The sequence below is a fragment of the Streptomyces sp. BE303 genome (genome assembly GCF_036290945.1).
Taxonomy (GTDB): domain Bacteria; phylum Actinomycetota; class Actinomycetes; order Streptomycetales; family Streptomycetaceae; genus Kitasatospora.
In genome coordinates, this window is sequence record NZ_JAQYWZ010000305.1 from 1 (window position 1) to 401 (window position 401).

Below are 401 nucleotides of genomic sequence, written 5' to 3' on the forward strand. Positions count from 1 at the left end.
CCGGCAGGTCCAGCAGTCCGCCCAGGAGCTCCGGGTGTTCGAGGCCGACCACGCGGCCCAGTCCCCACTTCGCCGCCTGCAAGACGTTCGGCGCGCCGTCCGCCCGGCCGACGGACACCGCGCCCCGGGTCGCCAACCACCGCGGCGCACCGCCCGCGACCTCGGCCGATGCCTGGACGACGGCCAGTGCGCCCGCGAGGGACACGGCCGGGAGCACGAGGATGCCTGCGGGCTCCAGCTCACGCAGACGCGTGGCCAGGGCGGCGCGGTCGCCGAGCGGTACGACCACGGCGTCGGCGCCGAGCGCGGTCAGCGCCTCGGCGAACTCGGACGCTTCGACGCGTACGGACGCCTCGTCACCGACGATCGCCCAGCGGCCACGGGGCGCCGCCTCGGCCAGA

General features: G+C 77.1%; 1 protein-coding gene. It reads right to left on the minus strand.

The window, feature by feature from the left end; genetic code table 11:
* The coding region (locus PUR56_RS03470; RefSeq protein ID WP_329947794.1) for a hypothetical protein at positions 1-401 on the minus strand (401 nt) is incomplete at both ends.